Consider the following 19,006-nt stretch of genomic DNA (forward strand, 5'->3'; position numbering starts at 1 on the left):
CTGATGTATTCGACTGATCCACGTTTCTTTTGAAAGGCCGCACATGAGCGATAGCCAGAACATGTCCGATGAGGTGCGCGTCCGCCTGCGCGCCATTCCTTCCGTCAACGAGCTGCTTGCCGAGTGGCCGGTGGTGAAGGCGGCGGGGGAGACCTGCGACGCGGTGGTGCATGCCGCCGTCACGGCCGAGCTCGACGAGGAGCGCGCCGCCATTCGCGCCGGTGCCGCCCCGCGCTCTAAGCGCGAGCTGGCATCGGCTATCGAGTGGCGTGCGCATCGCTCCGCGCTGCCGAGCCTGCGTCCCGCCGTCAACGCCACGGGTGTTGTTATCCATACAAATCTGGGTCGAGCCCCGCTCGCGGAGTCGGCCGCCAAGGCCGTGGCCGAGGTCGCACGCGGCTACAGCACGCTCGAGTACAGCGTGGACACCTGCTCGCGCGGGTCGCGCAAAGAGCATGCCGCGCAACTCATCCGCTCGCTTACCGGTGCCGAGGATGCGCTGGTCGTCAACAATAACGCGGCCGCCGTGCTGTTGGTGTTGGCAACCCATGCCGCGGGCAAGGAGGTCATCGTCAGCCGCGGCGAGCTTGTCGAGATTGGCGGCAGCTTCCGCATTCCCGATGTCATGGTGGCCTCGGGCGCCAAACTCGTCGAGGTCGGGGCCACCAACCGCACGCATTTGAGCGACTACGAGCGCGCCATCACGCCCGATACGGCGATGATCCTTAAGGTTCATCCTTCCAACTATCGCATCGAGGGTTTTCACGAGGAGGTGGGTTCTCGGGAGCTTGCGGCGCTTGCTCACAAGCATGGCCTGCTGTTCTACGAGGACCAGGGCTCGGGCGCGCTGTTGCCCGATGATATCCTGGTGCGCGGCGGTGAGGAGCCCACGCCGGCTTCGGTCGCGGCGGGGCTCGATATCGTGTCGTGCTCGGGCGATAAGCTGCTCGGTGCCGCACAGGCGGGCATTATCATGGGCCGTCGCGATCTGGTCCAGGCCTGCGGGTCGCATCCGCTCATGCGTGCCCTGCGCCCGGGCAAGCTCGCGCTGGCAGCGCTCGAGGCTACACTGCGCATTTACATGGATGGGGCGGATGTGGCCCATCGTGAGGTGCCGGTGCTCAACATGCTCACGCTTCCGCAGGCTCATCTGGAGCGTCGCGCACGCAAGCTGCGCGAGCTGATGGTGGCGGGCCTCGATAAGGCTGGCTGTCCGTGCGCCGTGCAGGTGGAAATCGTCGAGGAGTCGTCGACTCCCGGCGGCGGCTCGCTGCCTACCGTGGAGCTACCCACGATGTGCGTGGCCGTCTGCCCGGTCGACGGGCGCCTGTCCCTCGACGCGCTCAAGCGCTCGCTCGTCCAAGACTTCGATACGCCGGTCGTCACGCGCGCCTCGCACGACCGCATTCTGTTTGATGTGCGCACGCTCGTGGGCGACCGCGATGTCGAGACGGCGGCATCGACGCTCGTCGCGTGCGTTGAGAAGGCGGTTGCACGATGAGTGAGGTTCAGGCGCTGGTGGAGTGTCCCGTTATCGTTGGCACGGCGGGCCACGTCGACCACGGTAAGTCGGCACTGATCGAGGCTCTGACCGGCAAGAATCCCGACCGTCTGGAGGTTGAGCGCCGTCGCGGTATGACCGTGGAGCTCGGCTTTGGCGAGCTGGCGTTGCCGAGCGGCAAGATCGTGGGCCTGGTCGACGTGCCGGGCCACGCGCATTACTTGCGCGCCATGGTGCAGGGCGCCACGGGTATCGACGTGGCCGTGCTGGTGGTCTCGGCCGTCGAGGGCGTTATGCCGCAGACCCGCGAGCACGTGCATGTGCTGGAGCTGCTGGGCGTTACGCATATGGTGGTCGCGCTGACGATGTGCGACCTGGCCGATAGCGAAATGATTGAGCTGGCCGAGCTCGATGTCGATGACTTTTTGTCGGGTACCGTGTTTGCGGGCGCGCCGATTGTGCCCGTGTCGTCTAAGACGGGCGAGGGGATCGACGGGCTCCTTGCGGTGCTCGACGAGCAGGTAAGTGCCTACTGGGATTCCTGTCGCGAGCGTGCCGAGCGTGGCGATGCTGCGCCGCGCCTGCCGATTGACCGCTGCTTTACGATCAAGGGCGTCGGCACCGTCGTGACGGGAACGCTGCACGATGCGCCGGTTGCGGTGGGCAACGAGCTGATGGCCTTGCCGTCGCGTACGGTCTGTCGCGTGCGCGGGATTCAGGTGCATGGTGACACGCCGCTGGCACTGCCCGGACAGCGCGTGGCGCTCAACTTGGTGGGCGATGCTGTCGCCGCGCTCGATCGCGGTGAGATGCTCGGCGTGGAGGGCCGTTTTGGTCAGACGTTGCGCTTTATGATGACATTCACCTACCTGGGTCGCGAGGGCGCCAAGCCGCGCGTGCTCGAGTCGGGCGCGCGCGTGCATGTGATGGCCGGCACGGCCGAGGTTGTTGGCCGCATCATGCTTTTGGAGGGTGAGGCCCCCATGGCGGTGGGCGAGACCCGTACCGTACAAGTGCGCTTGGAGGAGCCGCTGCCGCTGCGAGCCGGAGACCATGCCGTGGTGCTGTCGTATTCGCCCGTTATGCTCATTGGCGGCGGGCGTGTGCTGCTTTCGCGCTGCCGTCGCTCGCGCGAGCTTTCGGCGGGGGAGCGCACGCTGCTTGCAGCGCTTGAGGCCGGCGATGCCGTCGCTGGTGTTGAGGCGTGGTTGGCGCTGCAGACGTTGCCGGTTGCGGCCGTTGATGTTGCTAGGGGTTTGGATCTTGGTATCGGCGAGGTCGATACCGCGCTGCGCGGGCTGGTGGCGCAGGGCGCTGCTTGCGCGCTTGCTGGCTCGGATGGCTCGCTGTATGCAGATTCTTCCGCGCTCGACGCCGCTATGGATGCGCTGGCGGCGACCCTGTCAGCCATGCACGCGGCGGCTCCCAAGGAGACGGGCTTTACGCCTGGCGCCGTTGCCCATGCTGCGTGGCCTGCCGCTGATGAAGGCGTTGCCTCGGCTCTGATTGCCGAGGGCTGCTCGCGTGGCGTGTGCGCCGCCGAGGGCGCCGAGGTATTCGATCCGCATTCGGCCGCCGCGGCGGCACGCGTGGTGCGAGAGGCTTGCGAGCGCATCGTCGCGCTGCTTGACGAGGCTGGCCTGGATGCACCGGCGCTTCCCGAGGTGGGCGAACAGCTGCAGCTCGGTCGCGACACCATGACGCGTGCCCTGCGCGAGCTTTCGCTCAACCGCTCGATCGTTAAGGTCGAGCGCGACGTTGCCCTGTCTGCCGCCGCCGAGGCCCATGCGCGTGAGCTCGTCGCCGCCGCCATTGAGACAGCCGGCGGCGCTGCGACCACGAGCGTACTGCGCGAGGCCCTGGGTGTGTCGCGCAAACGCGCCATCAGCATCTTGGAGCACCTGGATGCCGTGCGCTTTACGGTGCTCGACAAGGATGCCGGCGGCCTGAGGTCCCTGCGCTAGATTGGCTGCACGGTTTGGTAAAATACCTCCGCACTCGGGAACGGATGGGCTCCGGTGGGCTCCGCGGTCCTCAAAACCGTTGCGAGGCGTGCAAAACGTCTTGGATGTGTTCGATTCACATACGTTCCCGCCATACGCTACCAGCGCTTTTGTGCTCGCGGTCTTGCTGCGTGCCGCAAAGGCGCTGTTTTGTTTTTGCATGGGTTTGCCGTGCCGCCGGCTTTATCGGCGACGGCATTTGGCTTCGTGTGCCGGGTTTTGAGCATGCCGATGGGGGTGGTTTGCCGTATGACTACCGTAAGACGGGCCGATCTTTCTTGTGTCGTCCAGGCGGGCGGGTTGTCGTCGCGCATGGGCTGCGATAAGGCGCGCATGGCGTTTTGCGGCGAGCCGCTCATCGAGCGCGTGCTTGGTCGGCTGGCGCCAGTTGCCGGCGAGTTGGTCGTGACAACTTCGCGTCCCAGCGAGCTTGCCTATCTTGAGGAGCACGCGTTTGGCGGCCTGGTGCCGCGTGTGGTGGCGGACCTTGAAGGGCCGGCGGGTGCCATGCGCGGCATCGCGAGCTCGTTGGCCGCGACCCGATTGCCGCTCGTGGCGATCGTCGCCTGCGATATGCCGTTTGTCTCGCCGGAGCTCATCGGCACGCTTGCCGATCGTGTTGAGGCCGAGGCGCTCGACGTGTGCGTACCGCGCGAGGAGCGGGGGATTGAGCCGCTTTGCGCCGTCTGGCGCCGTGACGCGTGTGCGCCGGTTGCCCAAGAGTTGCTCGCCTGCGACCGCCAGCGGATTCGCTGCCTGATCAATCGCGTTCAGGCTGGTTATATGGATGAGCCGCAGATTGTTAAGTCCGCGGGTTCGACGCTCTGCTTCGAGAACGTCAATACGCCCGAGGAGTTTGCGGCGGCCGAGTTACTCGCCTAGACGATTGGAGTTGCCATGTCTCACGATATTTGCCCCGACACGGGAGAGCCTTGCACTTGCGATGGTTCCGAGCCCTGTACCTGTGGTTGCGGTGGCTGTGGACATACTGCGGAAGAGGAAGCGGCCGCCGCGGCGTATCGTGAGGCACACCGCGAAGGCCCGTCCGGTGATGCCCTCGACCACGAACGCAAGATCATCGTTTCGTTCGATAGCACCTTCGATGTGATGGAATGCGAGCGGCTGTGCCTGGATGCCGGCGTGCCCGGGCGCATTATGCCTTTGCCCGGCTCCATTACCGCAGGTTGCGGCCTGTGCTGGGCCATGCCGTTCTCGGGCGATGCACTCGCCGCCTTCCGCGCTGTCACCGAAGGCCGCATAACCCCTGCCGACTACCACCAGCTCGTCCTCTAACCACCAACACCACCACATTGGGGACAGGCACCTTTGTGGTGGTTTGGAACATGTGGACGAAACAGCTTCGAAACACGCGATTTGTACGTCGGGTGCTCAAAAACGCTTCTACCTGCATCGTAATCAAAATGAAACATCTGCTCGTCGGCTTATGCGAAACTTTGCTGCAACAGTGCGATATTATCCATACACGATAAAGTTCGCGGCGCATAGGGTGCCGTGACCGACATTTTCGTTTCCCATCATTGGAGGAAGCATGAGCTACACGCAGAAAGTTCTCGAAGAGCTCAAGGCCCGCTATCCCGAGCAGCCTGAGTTCATCCAGGCCGCGACCGAGATCCTCGGCACCATCCAGCCGGCGCTCGATGCCCACCCCGAGTACGAGGAGGCCGCCCTGCTGGAGCGCCTCGTCGAGCCCGAGCGCATCGTCATGTTCCGTGTTCCCTGGGTCGACGATCAGGGCAAGGTTCAGGTCAACCGCGGTTACCGCGTCGAGTTCAACTCTGCCATTGGACCCTACAAGGGCGGCCTGCGCTTTAACCCGACGGTCACCCTGGGTATGCTCAAGTTCCTGGGTCTGGAGCAGATCCTCAAGAACAGCCTGACCACCCTTCCCATGGGCGGCGGCAAGGGCGGCTCCGACTTTGACCCCAAGGGCAAGTCCAACAACGAGATCATGCACTTCTGCCAGTCCTTCATGACCGAGCTCTATCGCCACATTGGCCCCAACACCGACGTTCCCGCCGGCGACCTGGGCGTTGGCGGCCGCGAGGTTGCCTACATGTTCGGTCAGTACAAGCGCCTGACCAACGAGTGGACCGGCGTCCTTACCGGCAAGGGCCTCTCCTTTGGCGGCTCGCTCGCCCGTACCGAGGCCACCGGTTACGGTCTGGTCTACTTTGTGGACGAGTACCTCAAGAGCCGCGGCGACTCCTTCGAGGGCAAGAACGTTGTCGTTCACGGCTCCGGTAACGTCGCTATCTACGCGGTCCAGAAGGTCGCCCAGCTCGGCGGCAAGGTGCTCGCCTGCTCCGATACCCACGGCTGGGTCGAGGATCCCGACGGCATCGACTACACCGTGCTCGAGCACGTCTACAACAAGAAGCGCTCCGGCCACGACAAGGGCGTCACGCTCGCCATGTATGTTGACGAGAAGCCCAACGCCGTGTGGCACGAGGGAGACGGCCGCGGCGTGTGGCAGCTGCCCTGCGATATCGCGCTGCCCTGCGCTCGCGAGAACACGCTGCTGCTCGAGGACGCCCAGGCGCTCGTCGCCAACGGCTGCAAGGTGGTCGGCGAGGGCGCGAACATGCCCACGACCATCGAGGCCACGACTTACTTCCAGGAGAACGGCGTCGCCTTTATGCCCGGTAAGGCTGCCAACGCCGGCGGCGTGCTCGTGTCCGGCCTGGAGATGAGCCAGAACGCCGAGCACCTGTCATGGACCTTCGAGGAGGTCGACGGCAAGCTCGAGCAGCTCATGCGCGGCATGTTCCACAACGTGGACGACACCGCCAAGGAGTACGGCCAGGAGGGCAACTTTGTCATGGGCGCCAACATCGCCGGCTTCCTGAAGGTCGCCGACGCCATGCTCGCCCAGGGCGTCTGCTAAATCTTCGCTTGACATAGCATGTGATGAGGCTCCCAGCCATCAGGCTGGGAGCCTTTTTCTATGGTGGCGAGGGCTGTGCGCCCTCGTTTGGTACACTTAGAGGTACTGGACAAGTGAAGAGATGGGGGAGAACGTGCTCAAGTTCGGTACCTACGTTCGCGTTGGAAACGCGGCCGAAGCCTATGAGCTCTTACAGAAGAACCGCAACAACAAGATTGTGGGCGGCGGCATCTGGATGCGCCTGGGTTCGCGTCGCGTGGCGACGGCGATTGACCTTTCGGCCTGCGGACTCGATCAGATCGAGGAGACCGAGACCGAGTTTCGCATCGGTGCCATGTGCACCCTGCGCCAGCTCGAGCGCCATGCCGAGCTCAACGCGCTTGTCAACCATGTCTTTGAGTTCGCCGTCCACGATATCGTGGGCGTGCAGCTGCGCAACACCGCCACGGTGGGCGGCAGCATCTACGGTCGCTTTGGTTTCTCGGACGTGCTCTCGGCCTTTTTGGCGCTCGATTCGTACGTTGAGCTGACGGGTGCCGGCCGCGTGCCGCTCGCCGAGTTCGTGGATATGGGCTACGTGCGCGACGTGATCGAGCACGTGGTGGTCGTTAAGCACGATTACCGCGCAAGCTACGAGGCCGTGCGCAAGGCCGCGACCGACTTCCCCTCGCTTAATGTCACCGCTGCCTGGTGGGACAACAGCTGGCATGTCACCGTGGGCGCACGCCCGCTGCGCGCGACCCTGCTGCAGGGCGAGGCGTGCGGCCTGGTGAGCGAGCAGCCTTCCGAGGACGAGCTGCGCGCCCTGGCCGCGTCCGTACGCGCGCTGAGCTACGGCACCAACCTGTGGGGCTCGGCCGAGTACCGTCGTCGTATCTCGGCGCCGCTTGCCGTGCAGGCCGTGCGCCGCGCCGCCGGCATCGAGCTTTCGGCCTCGCTTGCCCGCGAGCTCGAGGGCGTGCAAGTGCCTAAGTTTGCCACGGACGAGTATTCCTGCCGCCGCGTGCCCGGCGTCGATTCTAGCGAGGTGCGCTAATGGCTGCCAAACTCATCGATCTTTCCTTTACGCTCAACGGCCGCAAGGTCAAGGTTCAGATTGCCCCCGACACCATGCTCTTTGCGCTGCTGCGCGAGCAGGGCTGCGCGTCGGTGCGCTGCGCCTGCGAAACCACCAACTGCGGCCTGTGCACGGTGTGGCTCGATGGCGACCCGGTGCTGAGCTGCTCGGTTCCCGCTGCGCGCGTCGAGGGCCGCTCCGTCACCACGCTCGAGGGCCTCAAGGCCGAGTCCGAGGCGCTCGCCCACGCAATGGCTGCCGAAGGCGCCGAGCAGTGCGGTTTTTGCGCCTCCGGCCTCATCATGAACGTGCTGGCGCTTGCCCGCGCCGCCAAGGAGGACCCGAGCCTCGTCGCCACGCGCGAAGAGCTCTCGCGCCAGCTCGCCGGCAACCTCTGCCGTTGCAGCGGCTACGAGAGCCAGCTGCGCGCCATCGTCCGCTTCCTTAACGAGTCCGGTGTGCAGGTGGGCTTTGAGATGCCCGAGCTTCCGGTCAACGACACCAGCTGCGATGGCGTCTCGTACAAGCAGATCACCCATAAGCAGCCCAAGAAGGACTCGAAGGCCCTGCTCGAGGGGCGTCCCGTCTACACAGGAGACCTGGTGCCCGCCGGCGCCCTTATCGTCAAGCTCAAGCGCAGCCCGTATGCCCGTGCCAAGATCCGCTCCATCGATACGTCGAGCGCCCTGAAGGTGCCCGGCGTGGTGGGCGTCTACACCTACGAGGACGTGCCCAAGCGCCGCTTTACCATCGCCGGCCAGAGCTATCCGCAGCCGAGCCCCTACGACCGCCTGATCCTCGAGAACCTGGTGCGCTACCAAAACGAGGAGGTGGCGATCGTCGCCGCCGAGACCGAGGAGGCCGCCGACAAGGCGCTCAAGCTCATCAAGGTCGACTACGAGGTGCTCGAGCCTCTGCTCGACTTTACCCAGGCGCTCGATAACGACATCGTGGTCCACCCCGAGGGCGACGTGACCTTTATGTTCCCGCAGGGCGGCGACGTTGCTCGCAACCTGGTGTGCAGCGGTACCAGCGATTTTGGCGACCTGGACGAGGCCTTCGCCCAGAGCGACATCGTCTTTGAGCGCACTTACACCAGCCAGGCCACGCAGACCGCGCCCATGGAGACCTTCCGTGCCTTCGCGACGACCGACGCGTTCGGCCGCATCTCGGTGACCACCTCCACGCAGGTGCCCTTTCATGTGCGCCGCATGGTCGCGCAGTCGCTCGACATTCCGCAGTCGCAGGTGCAGGTTATTAAGCCGCGCATCGGCGGCGGCTTTGGCTCCAAGCAGACGGGCTGCTGCGAGATCTTCGTGGCGTTCGTGACGCAGCAGACTGGCCGTCCGAGCTATTGCTGCTACACCCGCGAGGAGACCATCACTGCGGGCAACTCGCGTCACCAGATGCAGATGACCGTCAAGCTGGGCGCCATGAAAGACGGCACCATCACGGCCATCGACCTGCACACGTTGTCCAACGCCGGCGCGTATGGCGAGCATGCCACCACGACGATCGGCCTCTCGGGTCACAAGAGCCTGCCCATCTACAACCACGTGAAGGCGAGCCGCTTTAGGTGGGACGCCGTCTACACCAACACCAACCGCGGCGGTGCGTATCGCGGCTACGGCGCCACCCAGGGCCAGTTTGCCGTGGAGAGCGCCGTCAACGAGCTCGCCGACATGCTGCACATGGACCCCGCCGACCTGCGCCTTAAGAACATCGTGCGCGAGGGCGAGATTATGCCGCAGTACTACAACGAAAAGCTCAACGCCTGCGCGCTCGACCGCTGCCTGCTGCGTGCGATGGACATGATCGGCTGGCGCGACAAGCCGCTGGCCGTGGACCTGGGCGACCGCGTGCGCGCCCTGGGCTGCGCGCTCACCATGCAGGGCTCGGGCATTTCCAATGTGGATATCGCCGGCATCGACATGCGCCTGGAGGAGGATGGCTTCATTACCATCGGCACCGGCGCCACCGATAACGGCATGGGTGTCGACACGATCCTGGCGCAGATTGCCGCCGAGGAGCTGGGCGTGGAGAGCTCGCTTATCGTGGTGCGCGGCGTGGACACCGACGTCTCGCCGTTCGATGCCGGCTCGTACGCGAGCTCGGGCACGTACGTGACGGGCCTGGCAGCCAAGAATGCCGCGACCGAGCTGCGCGAGAAGATCTGCGCCAAGGCCGCCCAGATGTGGGACGTGGACGCCGCCGACGTGGTCTTCGACGGCCAGTACGTGCGTCTGTCTGACGAGCGCGCCGCTCGCGAGTGCGGCCGCTACCTCACGCTGCGCGACTTTGCCAACCTGTGCGTCAAGAACATCGCGGGCGGCGACGCGCTCACCTCGCATGCTTCTGCCTGCCTGCCCGTTTCGCCTCCGCCGTTTATGGCCGGCATTGCCGAGGTCGAGGTCGACAAGGCCACCGGCAAGGTGACTGTGGTGGACTATGCGGCGGCTGTGGACTGCGGCACCGTGATCAACGAGGCACTCGCGCGTGTCCAGGCCGAGGGCGGCATTGCCCAGGGCATCGGTCACGCACTCTACGAGATTGTCGAGCACGACGACCGCGGCCGCCTGCGCACCGGTAACTTTATGAGCTACAAGCTGCCCACGCGCCTGGATATCGGCAGCATTCGCGTGGCCTTTGAGCCGAGCTACGAGCCGACGGGCCCGTTTGGCGCCAAGTCGATCGGCGAGGTCGTCATCAACACACCGCTCGCCGCCGTTGCCTCGGCCGTGGCGCACGCCACCGGCCACCAGGTTCGCTCGCTGCCGATCACGCCCGAGAAGGCCCTGCTGGGGGAGTAGGCGAGGCGCGGCAGCCGCCGCTCTTTGGCAAGCCCGAGGAAACTGCAGCCCACTTTTCAACCGAATTGTGGGCTGCAGGAGATAGCCGATGGGGGTAGCTAATTTGGGACGGGGCTTTTTTAGCTACCCCCAAAAGCGGGGTAGCTAAAAAAAGCCCCGTCCCAAATTAGCTACCCTGTTCCGCTGTAACTCGTGGTGAGGTCGTGGGCCTAAAAAGGTGTGCGTGCGCTTGCCGTTCGTATCTGCTATCATTCCTAGTCTGTGCGCTCATGCGGGCGTGGCGGAATTGGTAGACGCGCCAGATTTAGGTTCTGGTGGGATTCCCGTGAAGGTTCGAGTCCTTTCGCCCGCACCAACGCACCTGCGTCGGCCTCGGCCGTCGCGACACTTTGTTGCATAAAGGTACCAGCACCTCAGATAAGCTGGGCAGTATGAGGAGGAACGTGTTGAACATCACCGCTTCTGACGTCAAGGACGCCAAGCTCACCGCTACGGTCACCATCCCGGCCGCCGACGTCGACGCCGCGATCAAGAAGGCCTACAAGGACACCGCCAAGAAGTACCGCTTCCCGGGCTTCCGTGCCGGCAAGGCTCCCCGTCCGGTCATCGACGCTGCTCTTGGCGCCGAGGCCACCCTCGCTCAGGCCACCAACGATCTGATCGCCGCCAACGAGCCCGCCGTCCTCAACGAGCTGGACATCGTCCCCACCAAGAACGGTGACTACAAGGAGCTCGACCTCGCCAAGGATCACGAGGACTACACCTACACCGTCGAGTTCTCCCTGCGTCCTGCTGCCGAGCTCTCCTCCTACGACGCCGTCGAGATCGAGATGCCTCCCGCGGAGGTCACCGAGTCCGAGATCAACAACCAGGTCGAGATGCTCCTCAACTACCGTGCCACCTTCGAGGACGTCGAGGGTCGCGCCGTCGAGGCCGAGGACTACGTTACCGTCGACCTCAAGGCCGTCGAGAACGCCGACAACTTCGCTGCCGAGGGCCGCATGCTCATCGCCGGTAGCGACAGCAACCCCAAGGAGTTCAACGAGGCTCTGATCGGTGCTAACGTCGACGACGTCAAGACCGTCACCTGGACCGACGAGGTCGAGGATGGCGAGGAGGCCGAGACCCACACCGTCGAGATCACCGTCAAGGGCATCAAGGTCCGCAACACCCCCGAGCTCACCGACGAGCTTGTCAAGTCCGACTTTGGCTTCGACAGCATCGACGCTATGCGCGACGCCATCAAGCTCGAGATCGAGCAGGACAAGGCTTCCCGCCTTCCGGCCGAGAAGGAGAACCGTTGCGTCGCCGCTCTCGCCGAGCGTCTGCAGCTCGAGGAGATGGACGCCGACTACGAGCAGTCTGTCTTTGAGGAGCTTGGCCAGAACTTCCTGTCCAACCTCGCTGCCCGCGGCATGACGCTGGACACCTGGCTGCCCGCTTCCGGCCTGACCATGGAGCAGTTCATCGGCGACCTGCACAAGCAGGCCAACGATGTTGCCCGCGAGTCCCTGGCGCTCGACGCCCTCGCGCGTGAGCTCAAGATCGAGGTCACCGAGGACGACGTCAACGCCGAGTTCGAGAAGGCCGGCGTCAAGGACGTCGAGGCTTCCAAGGCCGAGTTCATCGCCGATGGACGCATGCCTGCCGTCCGCGAGTCCATCCGTCGCTCCAAGGCCGTCGACCACCTGGTCGAGAACGCCAAGGTGACCGAGGTCGACGAGACCGCCAAGGACGCCGAGTAATTCTCGCCACCTTTCCCGCGAGCGCATGCAGGCGCCCGTGATGGGGTAAAGTTATAAACCGGTTATTCGGTTGCTTCGTACGGTGCCAGCCAATGCATAGCATGCGGGCACCGTACGTTTATCTAGAACCAATTTGGTCCGCAAGAGAGAAATGGAGATGCGTATGATCGCTAAGTTCGATTCCGCCCTCGTGCCATACGTTATCGAGCAGACGCCGCGCGGCGAGCGCAGCTACGATATCTATTCGCGCCTGCTCAACGACCGCATCATCTTCTTGGGCGAGGAGATCAACTCCGTCAGTGCCAACCTGGTCGTTGCCCAGCTGCTGCATCTTGAGAGCCAGGATGCCGAGAAGGATATCTCGCTCTACATCAATTCGCCCGGTGGCGAGGTCTACTCCGGCCTGGCGATTCTGGACACTATGAACTTTATAAAGCCGCAGGTCTCCACCATTTGCGTCGGTATGGCCGCGTCTATGGCCGCCGTGCTGCTTTCGGCCGGCGCCAAGGGCAAGCGCTTCTGCCTGCCGCACTCCAAGGTCATGATTCACCAGCCCAGTGGCGGTGCCCAGGGTCAGCAGACCGAGATCGAGATCGTGGCCGAGGAGATCAAGAAGACCCGTCGCGAGCTCAACCAGATCTTGTCCGACGCCTCGGGCCAGCCGATCGAGAAGGTCCAGGCCGATACCGAGCGCGACAACTACCTGACCGCTGCCGAGGCGCTTGACTACGGCCTGATCGACCGTATCGTTACCTCGCGCGATCTTGCCGCGAAGGACGCCTAGGATGGCCGGTAACATGCAGGACAACTTTGACGAGAACGGCAACCCCATCCGCTGCTCCTTCTGCGGAAAAGAGCAGGGTCAGGTGCGCCGCCTTGTAAAGGGCCCCACCAACATCTTTATCTGCGACGAGTGCGTTGCCGCCTGCTCCGAGATCTTGGAGGAGTCGCTGGCTTCGGACTTTATGGATGCCGCCTGCAACGGCAAGCTGCCGGGCTTCCTCAACGACCACGGTCAGGCTGCCGGGCAGCCTGCCATGGATCCCGAGGCCGAGGGCTTTGAGCTCGAGGACGACGTGCGTCAGGTCATTACGCACGTGCCGACCCCGCACGAGATCTATGACGAGCTTTCGGCCTATGTCATGGGTCAGGAAGACGCCAAGCGCGCCATGTCGGTTGCCGTGTACAACCACTACCGTCGCGTGATCGAGGGCGGCGCCGCGCTTTCGGCCTTTGACGAGGCCTCGGGTGCGGGTTCGCGGCTCGACGACGATATGGACGAGGTGGAGCTCGCCAAGTCCAACATCTTGCTGCTCGGTCCCACCGGTACCGGTAAGACCTTGCTCGCCCAGACGCTCGCGCGCATCCTCGAGGTGCCGTTTGCCATCGCCGACGCCACCGCACTCACCGAGGCCGGTTACGTGGGCGAGGACGTGGAGAACATCCTGCTCAAGCTCATCAATGCTGCCGATGGCGATATCGAGCGTGCGCAGGTCGGCATCATCTACGTGGACGAGATCGACAAGATAGCCCGCAAGGCCGAGAACCTCTCCATCACCCGCGACGTTTCGGGCGAGGGCGTTCAGCAGGCGCTGCTTAAGATCCTTGAGGGCACGGTGGCAAGCGTTCCGCCCACCGGCGGCCGCAAGCACCCCCAGCAGGAGCTGCTGCAGATCGACACGACCAATATCTTGTTTATCTGCGGCGGTGCCTTTGTGGGTCTGGACAAGATTATCGCCGATCGCGTGGGCAACAAGGGCGTGGGCTTTAACTCCGAGATCGCCGGCCCAACCTCGGTCGACGAGAACGACCTGCTGCGTCAGGTGCTCCCGCAGGACCTCAACGCCTTTGGTATGATCCCCGAGTTTGTGGGACGTACGCCCGTCGTCACCCAGACACAGGCGCTCGACGAGGACGACCTGGTATCGATCCTGACCGAGCCAAAGAACGCCGTTGTGCGTCAGTACCGCAAGATGTTCCAGCTCGAGGACGTTGAGCTTGAGTTTGAGGACGCCGCCCTGCACGAGATTGCCCGCATGGCGCTTGCCCGCAAGACCGGCGCCCGCGGCCTGCGCTCCATCTGCGAGGACGTGCTGCAGCAGACGATGTTCGACCTGCCGAGCGAGGAAGGAGTCGCCAAGGTCATCGTGACCGAAGCCTCCGTAAAGGGCACCGAGCAGCCCCAGCGCATCTACGGCTAACCTGCCAAAAAGGGACAGGTTTATTTTGGCAGGTTTTATCAGGGAGAATGACGTTTGCCCATATAAAACCGACCAAAATAAACCTGTCCCTAAATGGTAGGTTTCGCAAATGTGAATTTGAATAGCCTCCGACCACCCGCGGTCGGAGGCTATTTTATATATACGCAATAACCCCAACTACCTGTGTTATTCTGTGTGTTTGTTTAAGCCTCAGCGAAGTCATTACAGACTGAAGTAATCGATACCTAAGCAGGCGGACACGCCGGCGGGACAGGGAGAGATATATGGAAGAAATGCCCAAAAACTACGATCCGTCGACCAACGAGCCGGCGATCCTGCAGAAGTGGCTCGACGGCGGCTACTACAAGCGCCGTGAGGGCGTGGGCGACTGCACTGTCACCATTCCGCCTCCCAACGTGACCGGCAAGCTCCACATGGGTCACGCCACCGACGATTCCATCCAGGATGCCATCGTCCGCATGGCCCGCATGCGCGGCAGGTCCACCCGCTGGGTGCTCGGTACCGACCACGCCGGTATCGCCACGCAGACCAAGGTCGACAAGAAGCTCAAGAGCGAGGGCATCAGCCGCCTGGAGATCGGCCGCGATAAGTTTGTCGACGCCTGCTGGGATTGGACCCACGAGTACGGCGGCATCATCGTCGAGCAGATCAAGCGTATGGGCTGCTCCGTCGACTTTGATAACGAGCGCTTTACCATGGACGAGGACTACGCCCAGGCCGTGCGCAAGGTGTTCTGCGACTGGTACCACGACGGCCTGATCTACCGCGGCAAGCGCATCGTCAACTGGTGCCCCAACTGCACCACCGCCATCTCGGACGACGAGGCCGAGTACAAGGACGAGAAGGGTCACCTGTGGCACCTGCGCTACCCGCTGACCGAGCCGGTCAACGGCCAGGACTACATCGTCGTCGCCACTACGCGCCCCGAGACCATGCTCGGCGACACGGGCGTGGCCGTCTCCCCGAAGGACCCCGAGAAGGCCGCCTTTGTGGGTAAGACCGTCAAGCTCCCCATCGTCGACCGTGAGATCCCCATCTTTGAGGATTGGCATGTCGACGCCAACTTTGGCTCCGGCTTTGTCAAGGTCACCCCGGCCCACGACCCCAACGACTACGCCATGGGTCAGGCCCACGGCCTGCCGCAGATCAACATCTTTGACGAGCATGCGGTGGTCGTCGAGGGCTACGGCGAGTTTACCGGCATGACCCGCGAGGAGTGCCGCGAGGCCGTCATCAAGTGGTTTGAGGAGCACGACCTGCTCGATCACGTCGAGGATCACGATCACTCCGTCATGCACTGCTACCGTTGCGACTCCGCACTGGAGCCGTGGCTGTCCGAGCAGTGGTTTGTGGCCGTCGACAAGCTCAAGGGGCCGGCGCTCGATGCCGTCAACTCCGGCAAGGTGACCTTCCACCCCGCGCGTTGGACGCAGACCTATACCACCTGGATGGAGAACCTCAAGGACTGGTGCATCAGCCGCCAGCTGTGGTGGGGCCACCGTATTCCCGTGTTCTACTGCGAGGACTGCGGCTGGGAGGATGCCCTTACCGAGGACACCGACGTGTGCCCTAAGTGCGGCGGTCATCACGTGCATCAGGACGAGAACGTGCTGGACACCTGGTTCAGCTCGCAGCTGTGGACTTTCGCCACGCAGGGCTGGCCCCAAAAGCCGGAGCTGCTCGAGGGACATCACCCCACGACGGCGCTCGTCACCGCGCGCGACATCATCGCGCTGTGGGTCGCCCGCATGGTCATGAGCTCGCTGTACTTCCTGGACGAGGTGCCGTTTAAGGACGTCGTCATCTACCCGACGATTCTTGCCAAGGACGGCAGCCGCATGTCCAAGTCCAAGGGCAACGGCGTTGACCCCATGGACCTCATTGGCATGTACGGCGCCGATGCCATGCGTTACAACCTGCTGACGCTCTGCACCAACAACCAGGACGTCAAGTTTGACGCGAACATCGATAAGAAGACCAAGAAGCTTATCGACAGCCCGCGTACCGAGCAGGCCAAGTCGTTTGTGACCAAGATCTGGAACGCGAGCCGCTTCCTGCTTATGAACATGGAGGGCTACACGCCCGGCGAGCCCGTCGTGGAGACGCCGGCCGACGCCTGGATGTTCAGCCGTCTGGCCAAGGCCGTCAAGATGGTCACAGAGGGCATCGAGAACTACACCTTTGGCGACATGGCCCGCGGCGTTCAGCAGTTCTTCTGGAACGAGGTCTGCGACTGGTACGTCGAAGTCACCAAGGCGCGCCTGAAGGGCGAGGGCCGTCTGCAGGCGCAGCGAAACCTGATCTTTGTGCTCGATACCTCTATTCGCCTGATGCACCCGCTCATGCCGTTTGTCACCGAGGAGATCTGGGACAACATGCCGGCGAGCGTGCTCGACCTGGACGCCAAGGGCAACGTGGACCGCGCCGAGGCGCTCATGATCGCCAAGTGGCCCGAGCCTGCCGACTATGTCAAGTATGTCGACGAGGACGCCGAGCGCGCGTTTGAGCTGTGTCGCACCGTCGTTTCTGCCGCCCGCGCCACGCGTTCGCGTTATCGCTTGAGCCCCAAGGCCGAGCTCGACGTGGTCGTGCGTGCCGGTGCCGAGGACATCGAGAAGCTCGAGAGCCTGCGCTCGACCATCGAGCCGCTGGCCAATACCGCCTCGCTGGTCATGGGTACCGATGTTGAGAAGCCGGCCGCGAGCATCGCCATGGTCGACAGCGGCGTCGAGGTCTTTGTGGTGCTCGAGGGCAAGGTCGATCTTTCGGCCGAGAAGGCACGTCTGGAGAAGGAGATTGCCGCAACCCAGAAGGAGCTCGCCGGCTGCGAGAAGACGCTCGCCAACGAGGGCTTTGTGGCCAAGGCCGCGCCCGCGGTGGTCCAGAAGAAGAGGGACCGTGCAGCTGAGCTCAAGGAGATCCTGGAGGCGCTGACTGCTCAGGTTGCTGACTTCTCGTAGGCGTTACTGGGGGACGCGGTTTGGGGCATTGCTCGCTACTGCGGACAGTCCTGCTCGCACGAAGGCCACATTAAGTGGCCTTCGGCTCGTGCGGAACTTGTATCGAGCAAAGCCCCAAACCGCTCCCAGGTCGTTTACGTGGTTGTTTGCAACTGGTGGGTTAGGCCACTTGGCTGTGGCCTTGATTCTGCTGCAAAGCGGTGTTTGGCTGATATTTTGAATGGGAAGGGCTCGTTGTTGATTCGGGCCTCTTTTTATGTTGAGGGGACTTTGGGTTATGGCTAAGCGTTCTGGGTCGTATGTCGTTCCTTTCTCGTTTGAGTTGCTTTCGTTTGATGAGGCTGTTGGGCTTGCTGCCGATACGGGGCGGATTTCTGGGGATGCTGGTCCTCTGCTCGAGACAGTTGTCGATATGCTCGATGAGCTGGGGCGGCCGGACGAGTACTTTGATTGCATTCAGGTTGCCGGTACCAATGGCAAGACTTCGACGGCGCGTTTTTCGGCTGCTATCCTTCGCGGCGAGGGGCTCAAGGCTGCGCTTTATACGTCGCCGCAGCTTGTTCGCTATCCCGAGCGCATGGAGGTCGATGGGCACGTCGTGAGCGATGAGGCGTTTGCCCGTGGCGTTTCTGCTGCTGTTGAGGCGGGGCATCGAGTGAATGCGCGCCGCGTGGTGGCGGGGGAGCGTGCCTATACCATCACGCCGTTTGACCTGCTGACGGCCGCCGCGCTTGTGGTGTTTGCCGAGGCTCGCGTGGATGTTGCCGTGCTCGAGGTCGGCATGGGCGGTCGCTGGGACGCCACGAGCGCGACCGATCCCGTTGCCGTTGCCATCACGGGCATCGGACTCGATCACACGCGCATTCTGGGCGATACGCTCGAGGCCATTGCGGGGGAGAAGGCCGCCGTCATTAAGCCCGGACGCCTGGTTGTGCTGGGCGAGGGCACGCATGAGCCGAGCGTTCAGCGCGTTATGGATGCCCGTTGTCGCGAGTGTGGTGTGGTGCCGCTGGTGGTGAGCCACGCCACGACCAAGGTGCCGGCGCATGTGGGCGATACGGTTGAGTTTAGCTGTGCCACGCCGCGTGCGATTTATACGTCGAGCATGGTTAAGCCGGCGTATCAGCCGCAGAATGCCGCGTGCGCGATTATGCTCTGCGAGGGGTATCTGGGTCGCGAGCTCGACCACGAGGCGCTTGATGCTTCGCTTATGGGCTGCCCTACGCCGGGCCGTTTTGATGTGTTGGGAACCGACCCGCTCAAGCTGATCGACGCCTGCCATAACCCCCAGAGCTGCGAGAACTTTGTGAGCGCCTTGGACGAGATCGATCCGTGCGTAGAGAATCGCCCCACGTTGCTGTGCGCCGCGCTGGCAGATAAGGACGTGGCGGGTATCGTCGACGTGCTGATCCCGGCCTTCCCGCGCGTGGTCGTCACGCAGACCGATTCCGATCGCGCCCTGCCGGCGGAGGAGCTTGCTGCCCTGGTGGATTCCGATAAGCTCGCAGGCGTGTACCCCAGCGTGTCCGAGGCCCTCGCAGCCTTTGAGGCCACAGGCGAGCCCTTCATAGCAGCAGGTACCATCACCCTGGCCGGCGAAGTTGCCGGTCTGCTCCGCTAGATCCCTTCCGCAGGGTATCTAGTTTGCCTGCTCGCCACGAAATGGGCCTATCTACTACGTTTGACCGGCTACCCTCAACCATGCCGAGAATCGCAAAAGCAAAACCGCAGGTAGAAGGCTTGTCAATTTTCAAAAAATACCCGTATGGTCGCCCCATGCGGGTTAAACGTAGTAGATAGGCC

The 19,006-nt window shown here is 63.4% G+C and carries 12 protein-coding genes and 2 tRNA genes; all 14 read left to right on the top strand.

The genetic code is table 11. The features are described 5' to 3' along the window. Window positions 1-43 precede the first annotated feature (43 nt). Complete coding sequence (selA, locus tag ACTQV4_RS02060; RefSeq protein WP_441540681.1) at window positions 44-1,501, top strand: L-seryl-tRNA(Sec) selenium transferase; 1,458 nt, start codon at window positions 44-46, stop codon at window positions 1,499-1,501. Next, window positions 1,498-3,465 carry a selenocysteine-specific translation elongation factor gene (selB, locus tag ACTQV4_RS02065; protein WP_441569185.1) on the top strand — a complete coding sequence of 656 codons (1,968 nt, stop codon included), beginning with the start codon at window positions 1,498-1,500 and terminating at the stop codon, window positions 3,463-3,465. The genes selA and selB overlap by 4 nt, the downstream gene beginning before the upstream one ends. 36 nt (window positions 3,466-3,501) lie before the next feature. Continuing rightward, window positions 3,502-3,598, top strand: a tRNA-Sec gene (locus ACTQV4_RS02070). Window positions 3,599-3,753: 155 nt separating this feature from the next. Continuing rightward, window positions 3,754-4,386 (top strand): molybdenum cofactor guanylyltransferase, encoded by a 633-nt coding sequence (gene mobA / locus ACTQV4_RS02075; protein WP_441540683.1) that lies wholly within the window; start codon window positions 3,754-3,756, stop codon window positions 4,384-4,386. Window positions 4,387-4,401: 15 nt separating this feature from the next. Then, on the top strand, window positions 4,402-4,797 hold the full coding sequence (locus ACTQV4_RS02080; protein ID WP_441569186.1) for a DUF3343 domain-containing protein: 396 nt from the start codon (window positions 4,402-4,404) through the stop codon (window positions 4,795-4,797). A gap of 256 nt (window positions 4,798-5,053) precedes the next feature. Continuing rightward, entirely contained in the window at window positions 5,054-6,409 is a 1,356-nt protein-coding gene (gdhA, locus tag ACTQV4_RS02085; RefSeq protein ID WP_154515369.1) for an NADP-specific glutamate dehydrogenase, read from the top strand. A 133-nt stretch (window positions 6,410-6,542) separates the two neighbouring features. Next, window positions 6,543-7,445: an FAD binding domain-containing protein gene (locus ACTQV4_RS02090; RefSeq protein ID WP_441569187.1), complete on the top strand. Its 903-nt coding sequence runs from the start codon at window positions 6,543-6,545 to the stop codon at window positions 7,443-7,445. Beyond that, a complete protein-coding gene (locus ACTQV4_RS02095) occupies window positions 7,445-10,276 on the top strand; it encodes a molybdopterin-dependent oxidoreductase (protein WP_441569188.1) in 2,832 nt (943 codons plus the stop codon). Before ACTQV4_RS02090 ends, ACTQV4_RS02095 begins: the two co-directional genes overlap by 1 nt. A gap of 271 nt (window positions 10,277-10,547) precedes the next feature. After that, window positions 10,548-10,631: transfer RNA gene (locus ACTQV4_RS02100), tRNA-Leu, on the top strand. 88 nt (window positions 10,632-10,719) lie between these two features. After that, a complete protein-coding gene (gene tig / locus ACTQV4_RS02105; protein WP_441031803.1) occupies window positions 10,720-12,021 on the top strand; it encodes a trigger factor in 1,302 nt (433 codons plus the stop codon). A 163-nt stretch (window positions 12,022-12,184) separates the two neighbouring features. After that, complete coding sequence (locus tag ACTQV4_RS02110; protein ID WP_022095182.1) at window positions 12,185-12,805, top strand: ATP-dependent Clp protease proteolytic subunit; 621 nt, start codon at window positions 12,185-12,187, stop codon at window positions 12,803-12,805. 1 nt (window position 12,806) lies between these two features. Then, window positions 12,807-14,222, top strand: a complete 1,416-nt coding sequence (gene clpX, locus ACTQV4_RS02115; RefSeq protein ID WP_154515377.1) for an ATP-dependent Clp protease ATP-binding subunit ClpX — start codon at window positions 12,807-12,809, stop codon at window positions 14,220-14,222. Window positions 14,223-14,506: 284 nt separating this feature from the next. Then, window positions 14,507-17,203: a valine--tRNA ligase gene (locus tag ACTQV4_RS02120; protein WP_441569189.1), complete on the top strand. Its 2,697-nt coding sequence runs from the start codon at window positions 14,507-14,509 to the stop codon at window positions 17,201-17,203. A gap of 277 nt (window positions 17,204-17,480) precedes the next feature. Beyond that, on the top strand, window positions 17,481-18,824 hold the full coding sequence (locus tag ACTQV4_RS02125) for a bifunctional folylpolyglutamate synthase/dihydrofolate synthase (RefSeq protein WP_441569190.1): 1,344 nt from the start codon (window positions 17,481-17,483) through the stop codon (window positions 18,822-18,824). Window positions 18,825-19,006 lie beyond the last annotated feature (182 nt).

This window comes from Collinsella sp. LCP19S3_B11 (assembly GCF_052121915.1).
Taxonomy (GTDB): domain Bacteria; phylum Actinomycetota; class Coriobacteriia; order Coriobacteriales; family Coriobacteriaceae; genus Collinsella.